The sequence below is a fragment of the Paenibacillus sp. J31R98 genome (assembly GCF_056269245.1).
In genome coordinates, this window is record NZ_JBWDNO010000008.1 from 254,093 (window position 1) to 277,766 (window position 23,674).

23 protein-coding genes are annotated in these 23,674 nt (G+C 50.6%); 15 read left to right on the top strand and 8 right to left on the bottom strand.

The features are described from left to right. The first annotated feature begins 47 nt into the window (after nt 1–47). The 4 genes from AC0YNX_RS25250 to AC0YNX_RS25265 all read left to right on the top strand — a co-directional run bounded on the left by AC0YNX_RS25250 (nt 48) and on the right by AC0YNX_RS25265 (nt 6,732). Complete coding sequence (locus AC0YNX_RS25250; protein ID WP_475818462.1) at nt 48–1,211, top strand: extracellular solute-binding protein; 1,164 nt, start codon at nt 48–50, stop codon at nt 1,209–1,211. A 62-nt stretch (nt 1,212–1,273) separates the two neighbouring features. Beyond that, complete coding sequence (locus AC0YNX_RS25255) at nt 1,274–3,052, top strand: cache domain-containing sensor histidine kinase (RefSeq protein ID WP_475818463.1); 1,779 nt, start codon at nt 1,274–1,276, stop codon at nt 3,050–3,052. After that, entirely contained in the window at nt 3,045–4,706 is a 1,662-nt protein-coding gene (locus tag AC0YNX_RS25260) for a response regulator (protein ID WP_475818533.1), read from the top strand. The genes AC0YNX_RS25255 and AC0YNX_RS25260 overlap by 8 nt, the downstream gene beginning before the upstream one ends. A 4-nt stretch (nt 4,707–4,710) precedes the next feature. After that, nucleotides 4,711–6,732, top strand: coding sequence for a beta-galactosidase (locus AC0YNX_RS25265; protein ID WP_475818464.1), 2,022 nt, complete (start codon nt 4,711–4,713; stop codon nt 6,730–6,732). A 134-nt stretch (nt 6,733–6,866) separates the two neighbouring features. On the opposite strand, the gene AC0YNX_RS25270 is transcribed toward AC0YNX_RS25265, so the two are convergent. After that, nucleotides 6,867–7,607, bottom strand: a complete 741-nt coding sequence (locus AC0YNX_RS25270; protein WP_475818465.1) for a phytanoyl-CoA dioxygenase family protein — start codon at nt 7,605–7,607, stop codon at nt 6,867–6,869. Between the two features lie 96 nt (nt 7,608–7,703). Further along, nucleotides 7,704–8,006, bottom strand: a complete 303-nt coding sequence (locus tag AC0YNX_RS25275) for a Dabb family protein (RefSeq protein ID WP_475818466.1) — start codon at nt 8,004–8,006, stop codon at nt 7,704–7,706. Between the two features lie 251 nt (nt 8,007–8,257). On the opposite strand from AC0YNX_RS25275, the gene AC0YNX_RS25280 reads away from it, so the two are divergent. From AC0YNX_RS25280 to AC0YNX_RS25310, 7 genes are all read left to right on the top strand, one after another. Next, nucleotides 8,258–9,028, top strand: a complete 771-nt coding sequence (locus AC0YNX_RS25280; RefSeq protein WP_475818534.1) for a DeoR/GlpR family DNA-binding transcription regulator — start codon at nt 8,258–8,260, stop codon at nt 9,026–9,028. A 132-nt stretch (nt 9,029–9,160) separates the two neighbouring features. Continuing rightward, the gene (locus AC0YNX_RS25285; RefSeq protein ID WP_475818467.1) at nt 9,161–9,625 is read left to right on the top strand and encodes a hypothetical protein; all 465 of its coding nucleotides are present in this window, start codon (nt 9,161–9,163) and stop codon (nt 9,623–9,625) included. 3 nt (nt 9,626–9,628) lie between these two features. Beyond that, entirely contained in the window at nt 9,629–10,249 is a 621-nt protein-coding gene (locus AC0YNX_RS25290) for an NADPH-dependent FMN reductase (protein WP_475818468.1), read from the top strand. A gap of 79 nt (nt 10,250–10,328) precedes the next feature. Beyond that, entirely contained in the window at nt 10,329–10,703 is a 375-nt protein-coding gene (locus AC0YNX_RS25295; RefSeq protein WP_475818469.1) for a hypothetical protein, read from the top strand. A gap of 47 nt (nt 10,704–10,750) precedes the next feature. After that, nucleotides 10,751–11,758, top strand: coding sequence for an AAA family ATPase (locus AC0YNX_RS25300; RefSeq protein WP_475818470.1), 1,008 nt, complete (start codon nt 10,751–10,753; stop codon nt 11,756–11,758). Nucleotides 11,759–11,952: 194 nt separating this feature from the next. Further along, the gene (locus tag AC0YNX_RS25305) at nt 11,953–12,570 is read left to right on the top strand and encodes a histidine phosphatase family protein (RefSeq protein WP_475818471.1); all 618 of its coding nucleotides are present in this window, start codon (nt 11,953–11,955) and stop codon (nt 12,568–12,570) included. A gap of 21 nt (nt 12,571–12,591) precedes the next feature. After that, nucleotides 12,592–13,035, top strand: a complete 444-nt coding sequence (locus AC0YNX_RS25310) for an N-acetyltransferase family protein (RefSeq protein WP_475818472.1) — start codon at nt 12,592–12,594, stop codon at nt 13,033–13,035. A gap of 115 nt (nt 13,036–13,150) precedes the next feature. Here the strand turns inward: AC0YNX_RS25310 and pdxR are convergent, their stop codons facing one another. Next, nucleotides 13,151–14,578 (bottom strand): MocR-like pyridoxine biosynthesis transcription factor PdxR, encoded by a 1,428-nt coding sequence (gene pdxR, locus AC0YNX_RS25315; protein WP_475818473.1) that lies wholly within the window; start codon nt 14,576–14,578, stop codon nt 13,151–13,153. Nucleotides 14,579–14,696: 118 nt separating this feature from the next. Between pdxR and AC0YNX_RS25320 the strand changes: the two genes are divergently transcribed. Both AC0YNX_RS25320 and AC0YNX_RS25325 read left to right on the top strand, forming a co-directional pair. Continuing rightward, nucleotides 14,697–15,263: a DJ-1/PfpI family protein gene (locus AC0YNX_RS25320; protein WP_475818474.1), complete on the top strand. Its 567-nt coding sequence runs from the start codon at nt 14,697–14,699 to the stop codon at nt 15,261–15,263. Between the two features lie 20 nt (nt 15,264–15,283). Then, nucleotides 15,284–15,742, top strand: coding sequence for a RidA family protein (locus tag AC0YNX_RS25325; RefSeq protein WP_475818475.1), 459 nt, complete (start codon nt 15,284–15,286; stop codon nt 15,740–15,742). Nucleotides 15,743–15,822: 80 nt separating this feature from the next. Here the strand turns inward: AC0YNX_RS25325 and AC0YNX_RS25330 are convergent, their stop codons facing one another. Together AC0YNX_RS25330 and AC0YNX_RS25335 are read right to left on the bottom strand one after the other, a co-directional pair. Continuing rightward, on the bottom strand, nt 15,823–16,632 hold the full coding sequence (locus AC0YNX_RS25330; protein ID WP_475818476.1) for a phytanoyl-CoA dioxygenase family protein: 810 nt from the start codon (nt 16,630–16,632) through the stop codon (nt 15,823–15,825). A gap of 133 nt (nt 16,633–16,765) precedes the next feature. Continuing rightward, nucleotides 16,766–17,641, bottom strand: a complete 876-nt coding sequence (locus AC0YNX_RS25335; protein WP_475818477.1) for a helix-turn-helix domain-containing protein — start codon at nt 17,639–17,641, stop codon at nt 16,766–16,768. Between the two features lie 123 nt (nt 17,642–17,764). On the opposite strand from AC0YNX_RS25335, the gene AC0YNX_RS25340 reads away from it, so the two are divergent. After that, complete coding sequence (locus AC0YNX_RS25340) at nt 17,765–17,986, top strand: hypothetical protein (RefSeq protein ID WP_475818478.1); 222 nt, start codon at nt 17,765–17,767, stop codon at nt 17,984–17,986. Between the two features lie 100 nt (nt 17,987–18,086). Continuing rightward, nucleotides 18,087–19,016 (top strand): manganese-dependent inorganic pyrophosphatase, encoded by a 930-nt coding sequence (locus tag AC0YNX_RS25345; protein ID WP_475818535.1) that lies wholly within the window; start codon nt 18,087–18,089, stop codon nt 19,014–19,016. Nucleotides 19,017–19,118: 102 nt separating this feature from the next. Here the strand turns inward: AC0YNX_RS25345 and AC0YNX_RS25350 are convergent, their stop codons facing one another. The 3 genes from AC0YNX_RS25350 to AC0YNX_RS25360 form a co-directional block, all read right to left on the bottom strand. Further along, nucleotides 19,119–19,406, bottom strand: a complete 288-nt coding sequence (locus AC0YNX_RS25350) for a hypothetical protein (RefSeq protein ID WP_475818479.1) — start codon at nt 19,404–19,406, stop codon at nt 19,119–19,121. Between the two features lie 114 nt (nt 19,407–19,520). After that, the gene (locus tag AC0YNX_RS25355) at nt 19,521–22,274 is read right to left on the bottom strand and encodes an alpha-mannosidase (RefSeq protein WP_475818480.1); all 2,754 of its coding nucleotides are present in this window, start codon (nt 22,272–22,274) and stop codon (nt 19,521–19,523) included. Nucleotides 22,275–22,457: 183 nt separating this feature from the next. Further along, nucleotides 22,458–23,645 carry a LacI family DNA-binding transcriptional regulator gene (locus AC0YNX_RS25360; protein WP_475818481.1) on the bottom strand — a complete coding sequence of 396 codons (1,188 nt, stop codon included), beginning with the start codon at nt 23,643–23,645 and terminating at the stop codon, nt 22,458–22,460. Nucleotides 23,646–23,674: the final 29 nt, after the last annotated feature.

The following is a 23,674-nucleotide window of genomic DNA, read 5'->3' on the forward strand; positions in this document are numbered from 1 at the left end:
CACACCGTGGATATAAATAAATCACACGAAGAATGCGAGGGTGTCACATGAAAGCCAAACAAACCAAACGAAAACTGGCGTTACTTTCACTCACCTGCATCACAGCGCTAGCGTTCACAGCTTGCTCTTCCTCGAACAACAATGGGGGCAATAATACGGCTGAGAACAAAGCGAATCAACCGGCAACCACGAATAACACAAGCGGCAATCAAGCCGCAGCATCAAATAATAGCGGAGATGAAGCGACGACGCCTGACTTGTCGCCGATTACATTCTCCATCAGCACAAGCGACAATAAGCTGAATTGGGATAATCCGGTCAGCCAGAAGCTGACGGAGAAGACAGGAGTAACGCTGAAATACGATCTCATCGTCGGCGATGAGAAGCAGAAGTGGGACATCTGGCTTGCAGGCGGCGATTACCCGGACATCATGCCGCTTGATCCTGAGCACGTCAAGAAGTATAAGGATGCTGGCGCCATCATTCCGCTGAATGACTTGATTGAGAAATATGGCGCCAATATTAAAGAAAAATATGGCGACTTCTACAATCTGCTTAAATCCGACGATGGAAACATTGACTCCATCTCGAGTGTGCTGCTGAACAAAGAAGCTTCACCGGACGCGGTACCGAACTTCGTCGTCCAATACGACGTACTGAAGGAAGCGGGTTACCCGACAATCAAAACGCTGGATCAGCTCTATGACGTCATTGCCGCATATGTGAAGAACCATCCGAAGATTGACGGCAAGGAAACGATCGGTTATACGGCGGCCATGGCGGACTGGATCATGGATGCTGAGTTCAACAACCCGATTACGTTCGCCGCAGGACAGGTCGATCATGGAAACTTCCGTATCGACGCCGACGGCAAGGTAACGTACAATCCGCTGACGGATGACGCGAAGACGTATGATCAATTCTTGAATAAGCTGTACACGAATGGACTGCTGGACAAAGAAACGTTCTCGCTCAACATGGATGGCATGCGTGCCAAAATGGCGCAAGGACGCGTCCTTGCAGCATTTGCTCCCGCTTGGATTATGGGTGATACGGAGAAATCACTTCGTGCAGCCGGCAAGCCGGAACGCGCATACGCTCATATTCCGATTTACTTTGGCGAGAATGTCGTTGACCATAACAATACGATTACTCCAATCGGCACAGGTACGATAAGGGGTTATCTTCATGTAAAGGGGAAAACGAGCTAACGGAGAATATGTAAGGCGAGGGCGTCCTGCCCATCCAACAGCCGGCCAAGGGGTACCGTACGATGAAAATCCGCACCAAGCTGATCTTCGCCAATCTGTTCATCATGCTTCTGCTGCTTAGCTCGTTAACCTATTTCCTTATGCGCAGCAGCGATCTCGTCTACGACAATATGGTCGAGAACGCCGATCTATCGCTGTCCCAGGTTGCGGTCAACTTGGATCATACGCTGAGTGCGTACGAAGAAATCGCGAATACGCTTTATTTAAATTCTGCGCTTCAAGATATGCTGATGACGAACTATCCGGATTTGCGTGATGCGTATAACGATTATTTTGCTAAATTCGAACCTCTCGACTCGGCTATGAAGCTGACGCAGAACGTATCGCATTTGAAAATTTATACGAACAATTCTTCCTTTGTCTTCGCTAACTTCACGCTCATCGACGATGAGGTGCTTCATAGTGACTGGTACCAGAAAGTGATGAGCAATCCGTTCGGCACCTATTGGACAGCATCCTACACCAATGAATTCCCGGAAGAGCAAGTATTCAGCCTGCGCAAACGGCTAAACAAAGACAATCCGCAATCGCCGCTCGTCGTATCGATCGAGGTGAATGTCAGCGTGCTCCGCGATTTGATCAATGAGGAGAGCAAGAGCAAACGGTTTATTTTTACGATGCCGGACGGGGTGACCTTGCTGGATTCATCTTTGAACTCGCCTGCCCTGAAGCTCGATCAATTGCCGTTTCATGATCAAATTATGAAGCATGCCAAGGGCAGCTTTACCTATGAAGAAGGCAAAGCGAAATATCAAGTCCTCTATCAGACGCTAGACTCGCGGAATGTCGTCAAAGGCATGAAGGTCATCACCGTTATTCCGCTCACGGAATTCATGCCGAGGATCAATCAATTGAAATCACTCGCTCTCTTGCTTCTCGGTGCGGCGATGCTGGTCTCGGCCATGCTGATTTTCGGTTTCTCCCTAGGTTTAACACGCCGGTTCAACGAGCTGTCGACCAGGATGAGACGGGTGCATAAGGATAACTTCGAGAGCTTCATCGACGTGAAGGGGAAGGATGAAGTCGCGCAGCTCGGGCAAGTCTTTAATCTTATGGTGAAACGCCTAGGTCAGCTCGTTACGGAGACGTACCAGGCGAAGATTGACCGTCAGGATCAGGAACTGCGGACGAAAGAAGCCGAATTGTACGCGCTGCAAGCACAGATCAAGCCGCATTTTCTGTTTAACATCCTCAATACCATTCGGGGAAAGCTGCTTATTTCCGGCGACCGGGACAATGCCCGTATTATTGGGCTGCTCGCCAAATCGATCCGGGCGATGCTGAAGAACGGTGGACAGCACATCGAACTGACGGAGGAAGTCGAATTCGTTGATCGATACTTGCAGCTTCAATCGTATCGTTACGTCGATAAGTTCGGCTATACGATTGAGATCCCAGAGTCTCTTAGGACGACAGCGATTCCGCGGATGTCGCTGCAGCCGCTCGTCGAGAATGCAATCATCCATGGCGTCGAGCTGAACATGGCTTTCTCGACCATCCGGATTCGCGGCGAGCGCCGTGACGGAGAGATTCGGCTGTCGGTCGAGGATGACGGGCTCGGTATTTCCACTGAGCGGCTGAATGAGATTAGAAGATGGCTGGCAGAAGAGAAGGTGCTGTCGCGCGATTCGCACATCGGACTGCAGAACGTGCATCGCAGATTGAAGGATTTGTACGGCGATGAGTACGGCTTGGTGGTTGAAAGCTCGGAAGGGCAAGGTACGAAGGTGACGATGATCATCCCAAGTGAGCGGGAGACACGAGGTGACGGCGATGTATGACGTATTGATTGTGGAAGACGAACCGATTGCCCGGGAGTCTCTGAAATACCTGATCGATTGGAGGTCACTTGGCTTCGAGATTAGAGGAGAAGCCGAGAACGGCGAACAGGCGCTTGCATTGATGCGCAGTCATTATTATTCGCTCGTACTAACCGATATTCGGATGCCGGTCATGAATGGGCTTGATTTTGTAGCGGAGCTTCGGAAGTTCTCGAACGCGGTGGTCATTATTACGACCGGTTATGACGACTTTGAATATGCCCGTCAAGGATTGAAGCTTGGCGTGCAGGATTACTTGCTGAAGCCGGTAGATGAGGACGACTTGGCAGCCGTAGTAACAAGGATTCGCGAGGAGCTCGATCTTAAGTACCGGCAGCATAAACAGCTGAATCTCGGGGTATCTGCGCTTCGCGATCAATTCTTCAAGAAGTGGGCGCATGGGCAGCTGAAAGCCCGAGATTTCGCGGATCAAGCGAAGCTGCTGGAGCTGTCGATCGGCTGGCGCTCCTTCTGCTGCCTCATGGTGGAAATGGACTTCGTCCACGCTCTCCACGCTTACTGGACGGACCAGGAGATGTCCCTCAAGCGCTTCGCGATACGCAACATTATCGAAGATCTATGCGGGCAACGCGGGTATGTGTTCGAGGAATCGGAAGAGCGGTTCGCCATCATCGTAAATGTTGGCGCATGGGGAGAGCAGCAAGATGAAGGCTGCGGCGAGGTTGCAACAGGCTTGGATTCATTGCTTGCGCTGGCCGAGCAGCTTGCGAAATCGATTGCTATGTTCGCCAAAGAGACAGTAAGCGTCGGCGTAGGTCGAATCGCCTTGGCGAACGAAGAGGTGCCGCTATCGTTCGCGACGGCGGAGAGAGCGCTGGACGGTAAATTCTTGAGCGGGAATAATGCCATTCTGACAGGCATGCAGCGCCAGGGTGCTGGAGGGGAAGATGGTGCCCCGGATACGCAGGGTGTTTCTGAGTGGGAACAATCGGAGTTTCACGCGATGGAAGAGGATGTTATCGAAGCGATGCGGAGCTTCCGGCATGATCAGGTTCGCACTGCTCTCCTACGGCTGAAGGAAGCGTACCGCTCTGGCAGCGTGTCGCCGGGAATCATTAGGCTGCGCGTGCTGGAACAGCTCGCTTCGCTGTATCATCTCGTGAAGGAGGCCGGCGCGAATCAGGGGCTGCTGTTCGATTCGGGCTTCAGCGATTACGATTATGTGATGACGATCCGCACGATCGACGAGCTATACATGTTCCTCGAGAATAAATGCTTGTCCGCCTTTGAGCTGTTGATGCGGATGAAGGAACAGCCGGCAAACAAAGTGTTTGTGACCGTTCAGAAGCTCGTCCAGGAACAGTTTCACACCCCAATCAGCTTGCGAAGCATCGCGCAGCAAGTCTATATGAATCCGCATTATCTTGGCAAGATGTTCAAGTCGAATGCCGGTCAATCGTTCAATGAATATTTGCTTCAGGTCCGCATGGAGAAGGCGAAGGAGCTGCTTCGTTATACAGATAAGAAGGTATACGAAATTGCGCAGGAGGTCGGGTTTGGAGAGCTCGACTGGTTCTATAAACGGTTCAAACTATTCACGGGGCTGAGCGCGGGAGAGTATCGTTCATCGTTTCAGCCACAGTCGAAGGGGTGACGATATGCTGTTTGGCGTCTGCTATTATCCGGAGCATTGGCCGGAGGAGCGATGGGCAACCGATGCCCGGATGATGAAGGAAGCAGGTATGAATATCGTACGGATTGGCGAATTTGCCTGGTCGAAGCTGGAGCGCCGGGAGGGAGAGTTCGACTTCTCGTGGCTTGAGCGGATCATCGACTTGATGTACGCGCACGGCATTCGCGTCATTCTGGGGACGCCGACTGCGACGCCCCCGAAATGGCTGATGGATAAGCATCCCGAAATCTATATGCTAGATAAATTCGGCCACGTCCGCGGGTTCGGCAACCGCAGGCATTATTGCTACAACTGCGCTTCGTACGATCCCTATATCAAGACAATCGTGGAAAAGCTGGCCAGCCATTATGCGAGCCACCCTGGCGTTGCAGCATGGCAAATCGACAACGAATTCGGCTGCAATGAGACGACCCGCTGCTATTGCGACAATTGCAGAACTGCCTTTCAGGGCTGGCTTCAAGCCAAATACGGCGATATCGACGAGCTGAATGCACGCTGGGGAACCGTGTTTTGGAGCCAAATGTATAATGAGTGGCATGAAATCGTCTTGCCAGCGAATACGCCCTTTCCGCTCCATAATCCCGGCCTCGAGCTGGATTACCGGCGGTTCGCGTCGGATTCGGTCATCCGATTTCAGAAGCGGCAGATTGATCTGATCAAGCAGCATGCACCGCATCAGCTCGTGACGCACAACATGATGGGCGCGTTCAACGAAATCGATGATTTCGAGCTGTCCAAGGATCTCGACATTGCCTCTTGGGACAATTATCCGAATCTGATGTTTACGCGGGAGGTCAACCCGGCCATAGCGGCGATGCAGCATGATATGACGCGCGGCTTGAAGGGGCGTAACTTCTGGGTCATGGAGCATCAGAGCGGACAGCCCGGTGGCAACATTATGTTTCCGACGCCGAAGCCAGGGGAGCTTCGCAGGTGGACCTATCAATCCATCGCCCACGGGGCGGACGGCATCCTCTACTTCCGCTGGCGGGGCTGCCTCTTCGGCGCCGAGCAGTTCTGGCATGCGATCCTTCAGCATGACGGCAAGGAGGGGCGCAAGTACAGGGAGACGAAGCAGGTCGGCGAGGAGCTGAAGCGGGTCGAGCACTTACTGGAGGGGTCGACGAACACGCCTCGGGTTGGACTTGTACGCTCCTTCGACAATGAATGGACGTTCGAGATACAGCCGCACATTATGAATTACTCGTACATGAATCATTTTACCGGCTATTATCAATATTTCTATGAACACGGCATTGGCACGGATATCATCTCGGCAAATGACGATTTCTCAAAGTATCGAGTGCTCGTGCTGTCGAATTTCATTATGGCTACGGACGACATGGTTGAACGGCTGTACGCGTTCGTGGAGGCAGGCGGTTCGCTCGTGCTTGATTATCGAGCTGGCGCCAAGGATTGGGACAATCGGATGGAGCCTCTCACGTTGCCCGGGAAATTCGCTGATCTGCTCGGTATCACGGTTGAGGAATACGGGGTGATGTTCGAGGACGACACGCGCCGGATTAAGGTCGAAGGCCATGACGAGGACTATCGAGGCGGGAAGTGGGTCGATGTTATTGTGCCGCGGGGGGCTGAACCGATGGCGGTCTTCGACGAAGACTACTATTCCGGCAGTCCAGCGGTCACGAGGCATGGCTACGGGAAGGGCATGGCATACTATATCGGGACGGAGCTCGATTCTGAACTGCGCGCTCATATCTTTGGTGAAATTTGCAGCAGCAGCGGAGTTGCTCTGCGCGATGGTTCCGGCATTAGCGTACCAGCAGGGGTTGAACTTGCGTCGCGTGTCAAAGACGACATGACGTATTGGTTCATGATTAACCATACGGTGGAATCGGTGGATATCGTACTGGATAGAGCGTACAAGGACTGTCTGACTGATCGAATAATAACTGGCGGGAAAGCGGAATTGGAAGGCAACGGCGTCTGGATGCTGCAAGCGATCCCGGCACGCTCGGAGTCATGAGCAAGACGCTTGAATAAACGATAGGCTACATAATAAAAGACAGCTAGGCATTCCTGAACTGCACCTCAATTGTTAGATACCATCTAGCAATTAGGTGCAGTTCATTTCTGCTTAGCTGTCTTCTTCATGGTTGTTTAGTACAGCGGGAATTTCTTCTGCAAATCCATACGCGGAGTCGTTGCATCTTCGCGAATATAGTGGCAAACGTACGAACGGCGCCAACGATCCGTGCTGCGGTTGCGTCCCGAGGAATGGATGAGCAGCTCATGGAAGAAGAGAATGTCGCCTTTCTCCATGATGACAGGCACCTGCTTCGTCAGGTCGATCCCTTCCGTCTCGTCGGTCCAAGGCTCATGCTCATCGAGGTTCTTCACCGCGCCATGCGGCAGAAGGCCAAGGCGATGCGACTTCGGAATGACCCACAGGCAGCCGTTCTCTTCATCGACATGCTCTTCCATTGCGATCCATGCGGCAATCATCGTCATCGGATCGTTCTTAATATAGTAGAAGTCCTGATGAGCAGCCTGTCCAGGAGCTCCCGGCTCTTTATAGAAGAACATGCTCTGAATGCCAACGGCTTCGCGGCCCATTAGCTGAGCAAGCGTACCGCGAATGATCGAGAGCTTCATCATCTGTGCCGAGAAGCCATCTTGCAGATGCGGATTGAAGAGTCGAACGGAGTACCTCTTGCTAGGCTCGCATTCCGCCCATTCGGGCATGGGATCCATATTCCGAAGATTGAAGATATGTCCGTTATAGGCATCTATCAGATCGGCGGAGCAGCCGTTCTTGATTAGCAGGAAGCCGTCATCCTTGAATTGATCTATTTGCTCTTGCGTAATAGGTGTTGTAAGTTGCGGAATCACTTTGTTCATTGTCGTCATCCCCTCTCCTTGATTAACTTAAGCATACCTTGGGAGAGGAGAGCGAACAATGGCTGACATTATCACAAATATATCTGGAATTGATATTTATGCGATTGGATAGTCAACGACGACAACATTCTCAAGCAGGCCGCCAAGCTGCTGCACGAAAGCTTGATGAACCGGATGAGGACCATATGCGCGAAGCGCTTCCTTGTTCTCGAACGTCACGCGAAGGCCGAGGGTATAGCCGTGGATATTGTCTGTTTCTTCCGTCACATTGATGCCTGCGCTAACATCAACGATGCCAGGAATGGCGCCTTTGAATGCAAGCAGCTGAGCAAGCAGCTCTTGCTCTTTCTCAGGTGTAACGCGGTCGTTGAATTTGAAAATAACGAGATGCTCGAACAAATGGATCTCTCCTTTGATATAGGGAATTTGGGGTAGTTGTTCAATACCGTATTATAGCAAATTCGAGCAGCGGAATGGAGAAACCTGAAATGGTCTGCTGCGAAGCTAAAAACAGCATAAAGACGAATTAAACTGAACTGTTTATATAAATTACATTTACAAAACAGCATAAAACTGAATATAATGGAGATGAAGTATTAATAAAGCTGAATAATCAGGAGGGATGCTGAATGCAAAAGGAAGACGTGGGCATGTTCGCTGAAGAGCGACGGGAGAAAATTTTGGCCTTATTGAATGAGGAGAATCGTGTTTTAGTGAAAGACCTGTCGGAAAAGTTCCAGGTTTCCATTGATTCAATCCGAAGAGATCTCTCCATTATGGAAGATCAAGGCTTGCTTAAGAAAACCCACGGCGGTGCAATTCCATCTCAGAAGGTTCGGCAAGCTCCAGCTTCGCCAGAAATACGATATGGTGAAGGAACTTCGCAAGGGAATGCGATTGCTAAGCTAGCTGTATCTCACATTAGGGAGAACCATACCGTATTTATTGGCAGCGGATCGTTATCCTATGTGCTATTGAAGCATCTGCCTGACCAGATGCCGCTTACTATCGTTACGAACAGCATGCGGGTAGCTGATGTGTTAAGGGAAAGGCCGTGGATTGAAACCTATCTTATTGGCGGCCGGGTAAAGCAGTCAGGCAATATGACGGATGTGCTGGCGACAGAATTTATCCGCATGTTTAAGTTTGATGTCAGCTTCGTCACCGGAGGCGGCATCTCGGAGGAAGGGATTTTTGTAGCCACTCCTGAAGTAGGCGCATTCGGAAGAGCCGTATCTGCTGCCTCCAGACGCAGTATCGGAATAGCTACGCACCATTCCCTTGGAAATAACGGATTTGCGAAAGCCGGCCGAATCGAAGATTTGGATCTATTAATTACGGATGGGGAAGCAGACCCGGAGGCAATCGAGCGAATACAAGCGCTAGGCGTTAAGGTGATCGTTGCTCAGTTAGAGGACTGATAAGTAATTTGATAAGACGGCAGCCGTTCTACAACTGGTTGCCGTTTTTTATTTGGCAAAAGGCATTGACATAGTACGTGGCGCAAACTATATTGTTTGTATCACGTACTACTTGTTGTGGAGGTTAACCAAGTGACCAAAGGAAATGATGCCAATCAGCTCCGGTTTCCTGACGGGAAGACAGTCACTTTATTGGAACAAGGGCGTGACGAGCAGGGGGACTTCTTGCGGATCGAGCATCGCATCCCCCGGCAAGGAGCGATGAATCACCCTCATTGGCATCCGATCATTCAAGAATCCTTCGAGGTGAAGCAAGGCGTAGTGAAGGGGATTGTGGATGGCGTAGTAAAGCTGCTCGGAGCGGGAGAGCGGTTAACCATAAATCCGAAACAGGTGCATCAATTCATTAAAGTTGGCGAAGAGAGAGGCCCTATCATCCTCTATGGCTCGGGATGTTATGGAGGTATGGCGATGGGTATGCGGCAGATGCCCCGGCGATTGTTCAGAAGCTGCTTCTTGGAGGACTCGCTCATCTGGCTAAGGCGCTTGGCTATCGCGTCGATTAAGCAATATCAAATACAAGAAATGAAGGTGTAAGCAATGAATCAGAAGAAGACCGTGCTTCTTGTCATGGGGAGCGTGCGAGCAGGCAGAAATTGTCCGAAAATTACAGCATGGGTCCAGTCGATTGGGCGTGAACATTCAAATTACGAGTATGAGATCATCGATCTGGCGGAATGGCCATTACCGATGGATGATGAAGCGGGCATTCCTGCACTCGACGGCTACAGCCAACCGCACACGCGCGCTTGGAGCGAGAAGATCGAGAGCGCGAGAGGCGTGATCTTCGTCACGCCTCAGTTTAACTGGGGGTATCCGGCGATTCTCAAGAACGCCATTGATCATCTTTACCAGGAGTGGCGGGAGAAACCGGCTATGATCGTTACCTACGGTGGTCATGGCGGTGGCCGGTGTGGCAAACAGCTTAGGAGAGTTGCGGTTCGGCTGAGGATGCGCATCGTGCCGACGTCTCCTGCGCTCCGGTTATCGGATGCGGTTATTCGCGAGGGCGCAGAGTTAGTGCCAGAGCGTGATTTTCGCCATTTCGCACCACAGGTTAAGCGAGCCGTATCAGAGCTGGCAGACCAAATCGAGGGCCGCGAAAGCGCCCTGGCACGGATGCGTCGCAATTGGAAGGTCACGTTAGCTGTCCTTTCTTGATTGATGGGCTTCTCTTCCATTTATTAACATGATAGATTATAGAGACGCCTATGACTACAACCAAACTGAGGTGATTATAATGGACGAGTTGCTATCGCGAATGAAGCACAAGCACGGTCGAATCATTGACGGACGGCAGCATTATTGGGACGTAGAGAAACTGTGGGAGCTATCCAAGAGCTTGCCGGTTCGCCAAATCAAGATCGAATCCATTAAGGAGCTTGATCAGGATTGTTGGTTTAAAGACAGCAGAAGCGCACCTATTCCAACCATTCGCAATGTCATGCTTCACTGTAAGCGGATCATGAACGCAAACATGGAGTACCCCATATTGCTATGTTCAGATGGACAACTCATCGATGGCGGACATCGAATTGCAAAAGCATTAATGGACGAACAAGATGAAATTGATGCGGTCTACATTACACTGCCTCCGGCGGATGTCATTCAATAATCCGGCAGGATTGTCTCTTTTGAATAACAAGATGGAGGTGCGTTGCTATGCTAAACACCCAATTAATTATGATCGAGGGCATTCCGGGTTCGGGGAAATCGACGACAGCACAGCTAATTTCAAATGAGTTACTTCGGATGGGCGTGGAGCATAAGTGGTGGTACGAGGAAGAGAAAGGCCATCCTGTTTACCTATACGAGAATTATAACGAGATGCAGAACATCATTGATGATCTAACTAATGGGAATTACCGGAAGGTTATCGATTCGGCACTCAAGAAATGGCGAGAATTTGCGGACAAGGTACAGTCGTCAGGTGACATTGTTGTTGTAGACAGCTGTCTATTTGGTTATTTGACTTGGACATTATTTCCATTCAATCTGCCACAGCATGAAATTGAGGAGTACGTGAAGGCGGTAGAACAAGTCATTGCGCCTTTGAATCCAGCTATTATTTATTTGTATCAAACCGATATTGGTGCTGCGCTCCAAAGAATCTGTACGCGCCGAGGTGGAGAAACCGAAGACCATTTCGTTCGTGCTGCGACTGAGTCTCTATATGGCAAATCCCGCGGGTTGGACGGTTTCGAGGGGATGGTAGCTTACTGGAGGGAATATCGCGCCTTTACGGATGCAGCTTATGAAAGCTTGGCTCGCAATAAGATTTCCATTGATAACTCTGAGGGAGATTGGCCTCAGTATGCTCGTGGAATCTCGGAATTCTTAGGCTTCAATCATTCAGATAATCTGCCAATGGTAGAACCAGAAGGGAAAGAGAATCAATTCGTTGGCACTTATCGAACCGAGACAGAGGGTATTCCTGATTGTTCGATTCAATTCGAATCAGGCCGATTGATAGCCGACGGGCTGCCTCAAGTATGGACAAGAACAATTTTAATCCCGAGGTCATCCCATGTGTATGATGTGCAATCTTTGCCTTTTCAAGTGAGGTTCATAGAGGACGAAGGTATTCGAATGTGCTTGACTGGTCCTCCGTTATTAGACGGTCCGGTTGATTATAGATTCATTAAGCTCGTCTCGGCTAACGGAACGTAGACACCTTATTGTTCTAGAAATCGAGTTCGAGAAAATCTAACGGAACACAGAAGCGTTATTCACTGCTTTTTCGGCTGGAAAAGGCTGATTTCATCGGAATAGTGTTGCTGTGTTCCGTTACATTTTCAAAGTGAGCCAAATGAGCCTAATAAGACGTCTGGGATCCGTTAGCGCCTTACAAAGGAGGGAGAACGTTGAAAGAACTATACTTAATCAGACATGGCGAAGCCGAGCACTTACTGAGAGGGATGGTTGGCGGCTGGTCGGATACTCCATTAACCGATAAAGGGCGAAATCAAGCCAGATTGACAGGAGAACGGCTGCATTCATTATTGCAAAACAAACCAATCCATTACTATGCCAGCGACCTCTCGAGAGCAAGCGATACAGCGATTATTATCGGCGAGATGATCTCAAGGAGTCCTGTGATCGTCGAAGAACTAAGGGAATTAAGCAATGGACTAGCAGCCAACAAAACAAAAGAAGAAGCCGACCAATTAAAGCTGCCGATCACGGATCCCGTGCTTGATTGGATCCCCTACCCCGAAGCCGAAAGCTGGGCGATGATGCATGACAGGGTAGCTGGATTTATGGAGCGAATGAATAACGATACCTACGAGACAACCGTGATAGTGACTCATTCGAATACGATAAACGCAATCATCCATTGGTGGCTAGGGTTTAATGCAGAGCTAAGATCAAACGTATCGTTCGATATCAACCCATGCAGCATAACATTGCTGAACAGAGTGGATTGGTCTGGGAACAAGAATATATCGAAGTTAAACGATACATGCCATTTGGGAATATAGTTTAAATACGGGAGGCCGACCATGGAAATCCAAATACGTGAAATTGCAGAACATGACTATGCTGAAGTCGTTTTCTTATGGAACGATGTCATTGGTAATCATAAAGTCGATCATGAAAACTATCGCGTTACGATGGAGGCAATGAACCGCGCAGGAAATTACAAAACTTTCGTTGCCGTACTCGATCATGCTGTAGTTGGCTTCGTATCGATCGTTCAGGCGTTAGCCGCAGGATACTCGGCAGGTTATATCCATATCACAGGTCTTGCTGTTAAGAAGGAGTTGCAGCATGGCGGGATCGGAACAAAGCTGCTGAAGTACACGGAGAACTATGCTAGAGACAATGGAGTATCGAGCATTATTCTATGCAGCGGAGTAAAGCGGACCGAGGCTCATGCCTTCTATGAGCATAATGGCTATGATAAAGATTCATATTGCTTTGACAAGGTGATAGACCTTGCATAACCTCCTTTACTCGCCATAGCTAACGAATCGTACTCATCGACCACTAGCTCAGCGAGCAAAACAGAGAGAAACCCGCTTTCATACAGCGGGTTTCTCTTTCATGGTACCAGCCCAATTAGTTCAGCACCGCAGACCAAGCTTTCCTCAACAATTTCACGCCACGCTCCATCTCCGCCTCCTTAATTCCCCCAAATCCCAGATAGATCTTCGGGTTACCACCAGCTAACCGTAATGAATCATCTTGGCTGCCGTAGACAAGAACGCCTTCCTGCTGTGCTAATTCAATTAATTGCTCGGCGCTGGCATCGGTAGTAATAGATAATTCGATGTGCAGGCCCGAGCCGCTGCTATTCACTTCGACCGAGTCCGGCATATGGCTGCGTATGAGTTGAACGAGTGCCTCGTGCTTTAGCCGATATACTTTGCGCATCCGTCTTAGATGACGGTACCAATGACCACGGGAAATGAACAGCTGCATCGCCCATTGATCCATTCTTGAAGGGCACGCGAGGACCCGGTCTATGGATTGAAGTTTCTCTAATAGTTGCAGCGGCAGCACCATATAGTTCATGCGCAGCGAAGGTGTAAATACCTTTGAAAATGTGCCCAGATAGATGACGACCCCGTTTCGGTCCAATCCTTGAAGCGAAGGTACCGGTTTGCCCGACAGTCGAAGCTCCCCATCGTAGTCATCCTCGATAATATAGCCTCCATTCCTATTCGCCCATTGAAGCATCTGTTGTCTAATCACATAGGGCAAAGGCTCGCCTGTTGGACGGTGTGAAGGCGTTACATATAGTAGACGAACCTTACGGTCCGTAAACTCGTGCTCCAGTTCTCCATTACTAAGCATGGAAAAAGGGACAATGTGAAACCTGTTCTGAGTGAAGATCTGTCTGACTTGAGCGATTCCCGGTTTCTCGATGCCGATATGAAGATCCTCTCCCAAGAGTCTGGAGAGTAAATGAATGCTATTGGATATGCCGGTTCCAATTACGATTTGTTCGGGCGTACATACAACTCCCCGTGAGTTTCGAAGATACTGTGCCAAGCTCTCTCGTAATGAAAATTCACCCTGAGGATCGCCGTATTCATGAAGGGACTGGCTATTAAGGGCAAGAGACTCGCCTAATATGGATTTCCATATTCGAAGCGGGAATGAATCTCCATCAATCGTTAGAAGGCTGAAGTCAATGTAATCTTCCTTACTTGATTGTCCCGTTGCCTGAGGCGCAGCTTCCAGCTTCTTATGACGAATAGAATCAATTGGAACGGATGCTCTGACCAAATACGGATTCACGACAAGTAATCCCGCTCTTTCTTTGCTAATCACATATCCTTCTTCCAACAACAAGTGATAGGCCGTTTCTATCGTTGTTTTGCTGATGTTTAGCTGTCGTCCAAGCGAGCGAATGGAGGGTAATTTCGTGCCGTCTACTAAGACGCCCTCCTGAATCAGTGCTCGAATTTGTTTATATAGTTGCCTATACAGCGGTCCGTCTGTATGAAAGGAAAGGTTAAGTTCGATCGTATTCTCCTCCACATCTGACCCTTAAATAATGTCCTAATCTGACCATTTATGAAGGGTCATAACTATTTTAAACTTTGTTATAAGTTTCCATCAAGGCTAACGAGCAATCATGCTAAGGAGAGATATGAAGATGAGAATGGCATTTATATTGTTTGATGATATGACGACGCTGGATTTTGCCGGATTCCATAATGCGGTGACTTGGTTGAAGAAGCGTAATATTCGGGAGGACTTGTCGTGGGATTATTGCTCGAATAAACAAGTGGTTAAGGACGACAGAGGTATGCTGATTCAAGTGGATCGAGTCTTCCCCCATTTATCTGAGTACGACCTCATATTTATCCCCGGTGGTATCGCGACACGGCAATTAATTCACGATTCTAGCTTTATCGATTGGATTCGAACGGCGGCAGAAGTTCAATATAAAGTCTCTGTATGTACAGGGGCGCTCTTCCTCGGAGCTGCTGGCTTCACGAATGATAAGACAATTACCACAAACCCCTTAGCCTTGGATGTATTAGAACCTTATTGCAAGGAAGTCGTCCAAGTTCGGGCCATGCGAGATGGGGATGTGTTTACCGGCGGCGGGATTACAGCATCTGTCGACCTTGGTTTGTTCTTTATAGAGTCCATAACAAGCAAAGAAGTCGTACAAGAAATTCAGAAGCTTATGGATTATCCGTACTATAATCTATGAACTTCCAAGGAGGTACAAAGATGACGGAACAAACGATCGCCGAGAGATTGAGGGTGCTCGGGCTTGTACTGCCGAGCGCGAGTGAACCTGCTGCCAGATATGCGAATTTCGTGTTAGTGAATCAGCTATTGTTTGTTTCAGGCAAGGGACCTGCGGGGAATCCGAGGGGCAAGCTTGGAGAGGATTTTACAACAGAAGAGGGGTATCAGTTCGCTAGACAGGCCGGAATTGAAGTTCTAGCAGTCGTGGAGTCAGCCTTGGGTACTTTGGACAATGTCAAAAGAGTAGTTAAGCTTCAAGGATTCGTGAATGCTTCTCCGAATTACGAGGAGCATCATAAAGTGTTGAACGGTTGCTCTGATCTAATGCTGGAGGTTTTCGGGGAAAAGGGAGTGCATGCGCGTTCGGTGTTTGGCGCTGTTTCGGTAAGAGATAACCTTCCGATCATCATTGACTCTATATTTGAAGTGGAAGAATAATTCGAAAAAGATAATTCGAATCTAGAAACAGCAATAAACCACCTCCATTTCGAGAGGTGGTTTATTATTTATAATTACGACTAGCCCATCATCATTTTGCCGACGGCAGCCTCAGTCTCTTCCTCGAACGCTTTCGCGTCCGCCATCCAAGGCGATACGCCAAGCAGCATTTTGCGCATATTGCTTGTCGCTTCGGATTGGATTCTCTCCGACGGCTCATAGCCAGGCCATGTGCGAAGGGCGGATTGGGCATAGTTGTAGATCAGCGAGCGGCGAGTCACATCGGATAGATTGTTCAGCGCTGAATGGTACGTGTAGCCGTTGAAAATAACAGCCGTACCTTTCTTCACGTTCATCCGCGCATGTCCAGGCAGATCTTCTTGCTTCTCGACCTTCGGCAGGTCAGCATCCTTCATGTTATTGCTTCCAGGCAGGAATGCGAGGCAGCCGCCGTCGTAAGGAACATCGGAGAGGAAGTAGAACACCTTGATCATCCAAGGCACTTGCTTCTCGCCGATAAACATCTTCGTCGAGGTATCGCGGTGCCAGTTCGTGTGCGACACTTTGCCTGGCGGTTTCAGCAGGGCATCGTTGTCGATCATGACGAAGCTGTTGCCGATCAAGTCGCGCATAATGTTCATCATCCGCTTATGCTCCATCAGCTGCAAGAAATCTTCGCCGTATTCGATGATGCCGCAAATTTGCTTCACATGATTCAGTTGGCCCGTTGCCGGGTTCACGCGATTATTCGTTTCGAACTCGACGAATGCCTCGTCGATTCGGTTATTGTATAGGTTTACTTCGTCTTCACTCAGAAAATTGTCCAGGACAAGAAATCCGTCGCGTTCCCACATCAATTGCTGTTCTTCTGTAAGTCCGTGCAAGCTCATTATTACGTCCTCCTCATTAGCAGATCGCTTTATTTACCTTTATTCTAAAGGATACTGAGGCTGTGTAAAATAAAGCAGATTGCCGACTATACACCAAAAATTGCTGTTTTGTGATAGAGGTCAGCCTTACCGCTTATGAGCGTCTTAAATTCCGCCTGAAGTCGCGCGGCGAGTCATGCTCCACCTTGAGAAAAGCGTGCAGAAACGCATTGTAGCTGGCAAAACCACTTTGGATGCTGATCTCATTAATAGAGAGGGAAGTGCTGATCAGGAGCCGCTTCGCGTGATGGACCTTCTTCAGCTGCACGTATTCTTTGGGCGTCACGCCGTATTGCTTCTTGAATTGACGGATAAAATGGTACAAGCTAAGCCCGGCAATGCCCGCCAGATGCGACACATCCTCTACGGTCAAGTAGCTCGCATCAATGAAGGCTTTTGCTCGCTGGAGAGATTCGGGCTCCGTGCCTCCGTAGCCAGAATTAGCTAGTCCGCCGCTAAGGTCACGCCGCCTGATATGGTAGAACTCGAGCAAGAACTGATAGAGCCGCGCAGAGATGGGCAGCTCCTGAGGAGTATCTTCATCCTTCATAAGCGTAATGATCTGTTCGAGCAGCCCGGTCAGCTCGTTGTTCGAAGCAGGCAATGATTGAATCATGGAGTAAGCCCCTTCGCCGAACAGCCTCGGCCAGTAATGCTCCATATCAATGCCGTCGAAGACGAGATAATGCATCTCGAACGGGTTCTTCTCTTCGGTCTTGTACGCGTGCGGTACGCGCATATCATGGATGAGACAATCGCCTTCAACGAGATCAATCCATTGGTTCGCATGCTTGAAGCTGCCTTTGCCTTGGGTAACGATTAAGATTTCATAGGCGGGATAGTAGTCGCGATAATAGGCGAAAGCGCCGTGGGGCGCATCATATCCGCCGATCAGGCAATGGAACAGCTGGCTTCGAGCGAACTCGCTCGGCGTGCCGATATATTGGTATGATGCTAGGGAAGATGTCATACGAGCATCCTTTCGACGTTTCGGGTGGTGCTTTCATTATAGCGTGGATCTGTTGCTCGCGTCAGGCCGACACATGCGGAGATTCAGAAGCTTGTCTGTGATGCTGATGGACAGCCGCTTCACTTGCGCTGGACATACAATCCTCTGAAGCGCGATGGCGGCAACGCCATGCGGAAAGCTTATTTCAAGCAGCAGTGGGGCGAGCTCACAGTGACGATTCCGGTGCTGGGAGCGCTGCGCGAGGAGGAGATCGGGCATTTCCTTAGCGCGATCTTCGATCTGGTAGACCGGCGGCTGCGGGCGGACCGGGCTCCGGAGCTTTTTGACAAAATTGACGAAATGTAGAATTGTGAATGAAATTGCTGTTATGGAATAGGCATTGCAGCCAATAAAATGTATAATACCGATAGGGATTCAAAACTATTAATCAATAAGGAGCATCATGATGTCAAAAACATTGATTTTCGGTCACAAAAACCCGGACACAGACACGATCTGTTCTGCACTTGCTTACGCGGATTTGAAAACAAAGCTTGGTCAAGAGGTTGAAGCAGTTCGTCTTGGCGAAGTGAACGGCGAAACGCAATATGCGCTCGATACGTTCAAAGCAGCAGCGCCTCGTCTCGTTGAGACAGTTGCTAACGAAGCAAGCAATGTTATCTTGGTTGACCACAACGAGCGCCAACAAAGCGCGAGCGACATCGACAAGGTGCGTGTTGTTGAAGTTATCGACCACCACCGTATTGCTAACTTTGAGACAAGCAACCCGCTTTACTACCGCTGCGAGCCAGTGGGCTGTACGGCGACAATTCTTAATAAAATGTACAAAGAGAACGGCATCGCAATCGACAGCAACATCGCTGGTCTGATGCTGTCCGCGATCATCTCCGACTCCTTGCTGTTCAAATCGCCAACTTGCACGCCGGAAGACGTTGCAGCAGCTCTCGAATTGGCAGCGATCGCTGGCGTAGACGCTGACGTTTACGGCCTCGAAATGCTGAAAGCCGGCGCGGACCTGAGCCAGAAGACAGTTGCTCAACTGATCACGATCGACGCGAAAGAATTCACAATGGGCAGCTCCAAAGTGGAAATCGCACAAGTAAACGCAGTTGACGTGAACGACGTTCTGTCCCGTCAAGCTGAAGTTGAAGCGGCGCTGAACCAAATCATCGCGGACAAAGGTCTTGACCTGTTCTTGCTCGTAGTAACGGACATCCTCAACAACGACTCCGTTGCACTCGCTCTCGGCAACAAAGCTTCGGCTGTTGAAGCAGCGTACAACGTGAAGCTTGACGATAACAAAGCGGTTCTGAAGGGCGTTGTTTCCCGCAAATCGCAAATCGTTCCAGTGTTGACTGAAACGCTGAGCAAGTAAGACATTGCATTGCTCCATGCGTTGAATAAGAAAGCCGCATCCCTTGGGGGATGCGGCTTTTTTGTTTGGTTGATATAGCAAAAAATAAGTGGATAATTGCAGTTATTTCGCGAAACGCCTCATCAGTTGATCCACCGCATAGCCAACCCCGTACCAAACGCCACACGCCAATATCACTGTGAGCGTTCTGAAATGATAGTTGACGATGTCGCCGAAGCCGAGCAGCTGCTTAAAGAAGAACTCAACATTGCTGACGAGATTAGCCCTCACTTGATTGTCTCCCTCGCCAAGTCCATGTTGTATGCTTTGGTCCATCCATACAGAAACGGCTGTGAGAAGGAGTTGAATAATCGGCAACGCATATCGCAATTTCATTCTCTTAAGCAGCATAGCTCTCCACCCATCTATTAGGATTTATATCCCATTAGACTGCGCCAGCACTACGAAAGTTGCACAAATAGAATAAGGCTGCCAAGCGGCAGCCTTAAGCGTACAATCTAACAGTTATTTGATAAGTCCAATGCTAACAATCTCAAACTCACCAACAGAGACGGTCGCGGATTCGCGATCACCGCTGCCCAGACGCGCCTCCGAAGCCTCTTCGAGAATGTTGCTCGGATAGAACTCGCGATGCGAAGGGGAGCTTACGGTCAGCTCGGCCGGCTGTCCGGATAAGTTGTACCAGCGCGCGATCCATTCGCCGCGGTCTTCGCCCACTTTGAGGCTGGAGAGCGCGAGTGCGGATGCGCCTGTCGTGCTCCAGCTCAGCAGGCTGTGCTCGGCAGGGAGGCTGCCTTCGTGCTGGCCAGTCTGGCTAATGGTGAGCGGCACCTGGTAGCCGTATGCCTGCTGATAGGCCGCGAAGCGCTCGGTTTCGCCGCCATGCGGAATGATCATCCACTCCGCTTCATTGTCGCCGAGGCACTGCGCATCAGGCGTTGCGAACACGCCCCAGTCGCCAAGCTCGCCAACGGAGCGAAGCATAGTTACCGCAATCGTACCTCTGCCATCACGCAGCACTTCATATTCATTGAGACCTTTGTTCGCGATAGTCAACCCGCGACCTGCTTGATGCACATCGACAAAAGCGCTCTGGTGCTGGCAATTGCTTGGGTTCTGCCACTCGACTTCCGGTGTCGTCTGGCGCTCTGCAACCTCGAAGATCGAGTCTGCGAAGTGGGTGGACGCCGTAACATCAGACGGGAAGAGAACGCGCAAGCGCTGATCCTTCGCCGGATTGCTAATGCGCGCATGTACGCGGACGCCGGATTCGGACCGGTTCAAGCTTACGCGCGTCACAATCGTGATCGGTACAAGCTTGCTCGAACGCTTAGCTTGGCGGTCAAGGAATGGAATCATTGTTGCGATCTCGGCCTGAAGCCGCTCATCGGCACTCTCCGGAATTTCAAACGTATGCGTAATTTCAAACGCGGCGCGATAAGCAGTATCTTCAACCTGAACGATCTTAGCTGGAATTCCTTGCGTCGTAATCGCCTGATCGCCATTAGGCTGTTTGAAAATATACTCGTTGCCGATATCCCCAACGTTCTCGTAGTAGCCAAGGCCAGTGAAGGTTTGACCCGTGCGCTTATCAAGCAGCGTCAGGCTGCCATCCGCCTCGATTGCGACTCGCAGCGAAGCATTCTCCAGCGTGTTCGGCTGCGTGATGAGCGAAGCAGGGGCGTTACCAGCCGAAGCAGCTTCCCCAGAAACCGGCACCCATGCGAAGCTCGAATAGCCCATCGCAGGCAGGTTCGCCGCTTCGAACGTCACTTCAATGACGCGGGCAAAATACGGCTGGCGGAATCTGTCGCTCGGCAAATCATAGTTGAAGCGAACGCCTTTATCGACAACGGTGCAGTCAATTCGTTCGCCTGCATGGTTAACGAGGTAACCGTCCGCTGTCGATTGCTCCGCAACGATTGCTGCAGTCGCGTCCGGTGCTTCTCCTGGCTTGAAGTAGCGGCGATCCAGTTCAAGCTCTGCCGTTACGACGCCTGAAGCGTTATAGCCGCTTGTGCTATAGACAACGAATGGCGCAGCAGCTGCGCTGATTGAAGCGAAGCCCGATGTATTAATCTGCCCGCTGAGATGAGCGGCGCTGTCCGCGATGACCGATGCGGCTACGCCTTTGCTCTTCTCGAAGCGAGTCTTCATCTCGTGGTACACTTCGTCGACGCTGCAGCCGCAGATACTATCATGCGGATGGTTCTGCATAAGCGTTCTCCATGCATAGTTCAACAATCCATGCGGGTACGGACGTCCCGCCGATTGAGCGAATGCCGCGAGTGGCTCAGCGACCTTCTCCAGCATCGTCTGATTCTCTTGATTGAGCTGCTTAATGTATACACGCGCAGAAGCGGTATTCACAAGCGAGAACCAGCCGTCTGTCCGCTGACCGCGCAGCTCGCCGCGAATCGTGCTGAGCGATTCAGGCAGGGAAGCCTGCACAGCCTTCGTATAGTCATCATAATTGGAATGGATGAATTCGTAGTCCGGGTACAGCTCGCGTGCGGTCCGAAGCGCGGCGGATAGATTCGCCTGCGGAGGCTGGTGATCGCAGCCGTTCATGAACAAGAGATGTGGCGTTGATGCGAACTTCGACGCATTGGCAATCGCATTGTCCCAGTAATTGCGCGCCGCTTGCGGCTCCTCTGGAATTTCCATGCCGTTGTGATACCAGTTGGCGAACAGAATGCCGAGCACTCGCGAGCCATCCGGCGACTCCCAGTACATCTCGGAGAATGGCGATTCGAGGTCACCTGCGTCCGCTACGCTGTTATTGAAGCCAGTCGCTCTAACGCCGCGACCGAATACGGCTGTCGTAATGCCAGCCTGTTTACACAGCTGCGCCGCCTGTCCCATATTGCCGAACGAGTCGGGGAAATAGCCAAGCTTCGATACCGGTCCGAATGCCCGAGCATCGCGGTGGCCGATCTGCATATTCCGCACATTCGCTTCGCTGCTAGTCAGGAACTCATCCTGCAGAATGTACCATGGTCCAGCGGATAAACGGCCTTCCTGCACGAGCTGAACGAGCTTTTCCCGCTTCTCGGGGTAGACCTGCAAATAGTCGTCGAGCACGATTGTCTGACCGTCGAGGTAGAAGCTCTTATACTCCGAATCGTTATCCATAATGTCGAGCAGCTGATCCATCGTTTGAATAAGCTTGGCGTGATGCGCCTCGTAAGGCATATACCATTCCCGGTCCCAGTGGGTATGCGAGATGACATGAATGACCGCTTTTGGCGTTGTCATAGTGGGGGAGACCTCCTAAATAGTGAATAAGATATATTTTAATAATAGCGATTTCCGATTTTCTTGTAAATTAAAATATATACAAAAAAACCCGTGACCTGGCGGCTACGGGGGGAGTTGGAGTGCATAAGTTGTTGGTTACGGGATTATCGGCATCGTGTTTAACCGTTAATTAGCGGATGTTCACGGGAGTGAAGACGGTGCGCTAGTCGACTGTCTGGCAATCAGCTTCGTGCTGAGCACGAGCTTGTTGTTACTGCTGTCTTGTCCTCGCTCCGGGGCTAGGACGAGCTTCGCGGCCTCTCGGCCGATGCTGTAGAAGTCCTGCTCGATCGTCGTCAGCGGCACTTCCAGATGCTCGGTGAAGGAGAGATTATCGAAGCCGGTAATGGCCAGCTGTTCCGGTACGGCAATGTCTGCTTGCAGCGCGGCTCGCAGCAGCCTTGTGGCGGTATAGTCGTTCACGACAACGGCAGCCGTCGGCGCCGGGTCAATCGAGAGCAGTCTCGCCAGCATGAAGTCGCCTTCTTGCGCAGGCTCTGCGAGCAGCTCCTTGTATTCGGTAGCGGCGCGAATCTCGTCAATGTTGATAAGCCACTCCGGCAATGGCGGAATGCCAGCTTCGATAAGCGCATTGCAGTAGCCCTTGTACCGGTCGCTGACGGACACGGCTTCCCTCCACGATTGGCAGACGAAAGCGATGCGCGTATGTCCGAGCTTGATCAGATGCGAAGTGAGATTATAACCCGCTTCCACGTTGTTGGAGATGACAAGCGGCGCATCCAGCCCTTCAATATTCCGGTCAATGAGGGCGAACGGGATGCCTTCAATGGTAAGGCTGCTGAACACGTCGATATTCTTGTAGCTGGACACCGGATAGACGATAATGCCGCTCACGCGATCCTTGGTCAGCTTCTGGATAATGCTGCGTTCGACGCTGTCATCGTATTTGGAATTATGGAAGGTGACATAGAGCCCTTGCTTGGCGCATTCCTCTTCCACCCCGCGAAAGATCTCATAGCCTACCGTTTCGCTAAAAGGCATCACGAGTGAGATCACAGGTACAGAGAGGAGAGGGGTGGCATTATGATCTGAAGCGGACGCAGCGCCGGCTTTGGACTCGGCCGCTTGTCCAAGATCCGCCAGATCCGGCCGTTCGGTGACGAACGTGCCCGCTTTCTTAATCCGCTTAATGAGGCCGCTTGCTTCCAGTTGGCGCATCGCATTGGTCACCGTAATGGCGCTGACTCCGAACTGCTCAGCAATCTCCGGTCCGGTCGGCAGCTTATCGCCTGCGTGCAGCTGCCCGGTCCTAATCTGCTCTGTATAGTAATCGATAATGATTTGATAGCGAGGTCTATGTTCGCTCAAGGGTGCTCCTCCAACTTCGTACCGATGCA

Coding starts and splice junctions, on each gene's coding strand:
- AC0YNX_RS25250 (WP_475818462.1), top strand. CDS start 48: ATGAAAGCCAAACAAACCAAACGAAAACTGGCGTTACTTTCACTCACC.
- AC0YNX_RS25255 (WP_475818463.1), top strand. CDS start 1,274: ATGAAAATCCGCACCAAGCTGATCTTCGCCAATCTGTTCATCATGCTT.
- AC0YNX_RS25260 (WP_475818533.1), top strand. CDS start 3,045: ATGTATGACGTATTGATTGTGGAAGACGAACCGATTGCCCGGGAGTCT.
- AC0YNX_RS25265 (WP_475818464.1), top strand. CDS start 4,711: ATGCTGTTTGGCGTCTGCTATTATCCGGAGCATTGGCCGGAGGAGCGA.
- AC0YNX_RS25270 (WP_475818465.1), bottom strand. CDS start 7,607: ATGAACAAAGTGATTCCGCAACTTACAACACCTATTACGCAAGAGCAA.
- AC0YNX_RS25280 (WP_475818534.1), top strand. CDS start 8,258: ATGTTCGCTGAAGAGCGACGGGAGAAAATTTTGGCCTTATTGAATGAG.
- AC0YNX_RS25290 (WP_475818468.1), top strand. CDS start 9,629: ATGAATCAGAAGAAGACCGTGCTTCTTGTCATGGGGAGCGTGCGAGCA.
- AC0YNX_RS25295 (WP_475818469.1), top strand. CDS start 10,329: ATGGACGAGTTGCTATCGCGAATGAAGCACAAGCACGGTCGAATCATT.
- AC0YNX_RS25300 (WP_475818470.1), top strand. CDS start 10,751: ATGCTAAACACCCAATTAATTATGATCGAGGGCATTCCGGGTTCGGGG.
- AC0YNX_RS25310 (WP_475818472.1), top strand. CDS start 12,592: ATGGAAATCCAAATACGTGAAATTGCAGAACATGACTATGCTGAAGTC.
- AC0YNX_RS25320 (WP_475818474.1), top strand. CDS start 14,697: ATGAGAATGGCATTTATATTGTTTGATGATATGACGACGCTGGATTTT.
- AC0YNX_RS25325 (WP_475818475.1), top strand. CDS start 15,284: ATGACGGAACAAACGATCGCCGAGAGATTGAGGGTGCTCGGGCTTGTA.
- AC0YNX_RS25330 (WP_475818476.1), bottom strand. CDS start 16,632: ATGAGCTTGCACGGACTTACAGAAGAACAGCAATTGATGTGGGAACGC.
- AC0YNX_RS25335 (WP_475818477.1), bottom strand. CDS start 17,641: ATGACATCTTCCCTAGCATCATACCAATATATCGGCACGCCGAGCGAG.
- AC0YNX_RS25345 (WP_475818535.1), top strand. CDS start 18,087: ATGTCAAAAACATTGATTTTCGGTCACAAAAACCCGGACACAGACACG.
- AC0YNX_RS25350 (WP_475818479.1), bottom strand. CDS start 19,406: ATGCTGCTTAAGAGAATGAAATTGCGATATGCGTTGCCGATTATTCAA.
- AC0YNX_RS25355 (WP_475818480.1), bottom strand. CDS start 22,274: ATGACAACGCCAAAAGCGGTCATTCATGTCATCTCGCATACCCACTGG.